The organism is Rhodopirellula europaea 6C (assembly GCF_000338295.1).
Classification (GTDB): domain Bacteria; phylum Planctomycetota; class Planctomycetia; order Pirellulales; family Pirellulaceae; genus Rhodopirellula; species Rhodopirellula europaea.
On record NZ_ANMO01000244.1, the window covers coordinates 1 to 519 of the forward strand.

The 519-nt window shown below is 53.4% G+C and carries 1 protein-coding gene; it reads right to left on the minus strand.

The genetic code is table 11. The features are described from left to right. Positions 1–25: 25 nt before the first annotated feature. Positions 26–519 (minus strand): GspE/PulE/PilB domain-containing protein (locus RE6C_RS29630; RefSeq protein WP_144054878.1); only part of this gene is annotated, 494 nt, incomplete at its 5' end.

The window sequence follows — 519 nt, forward strand, 5'->3', positions numbered from 1 at the left end:
ATTGGTTACCCGCGATCTTTCCGCGTCACATTGGCAACCCAAGTGTTGTCGCAGATGTGTCCCGATCAACAAATGCTACACAATCCCCGCGTTTTCGGTGCTTGTCAAACTCCATGGTCGAATCGCAGTAGTGCACTTTGCGATCGCACGTCCCGCAGTGGCGTATCATCGGGTCCGAAGTAGCAGCCAAATCAATCCACATCTTCGGGCATTTGAAACGAAATTCGTCGGAGCAGTTGCGGACGTCCGAATACACTGCCCAGTAGAACAGGTGCACGAAGTTCCGAAGCGTCTGGCGATCAGCGGTCTCGTAATCGAAATCAAATTCGAGCACGAACTTGATCAAGTCATAGGTGCGTTCATCGAGATCAGTGGGGAGCACCAACGACAATCTGTCGTCCGCGAAGCCAATAGGAAGGACACAGTGCTCGCGCGCCACCGATTCTGGGACGCGTTCAATCGCGTCTCCATCAAGCGTCAAACGTTGCAGCTGTTCGAGCGTCAGCATATCAGTCGGGT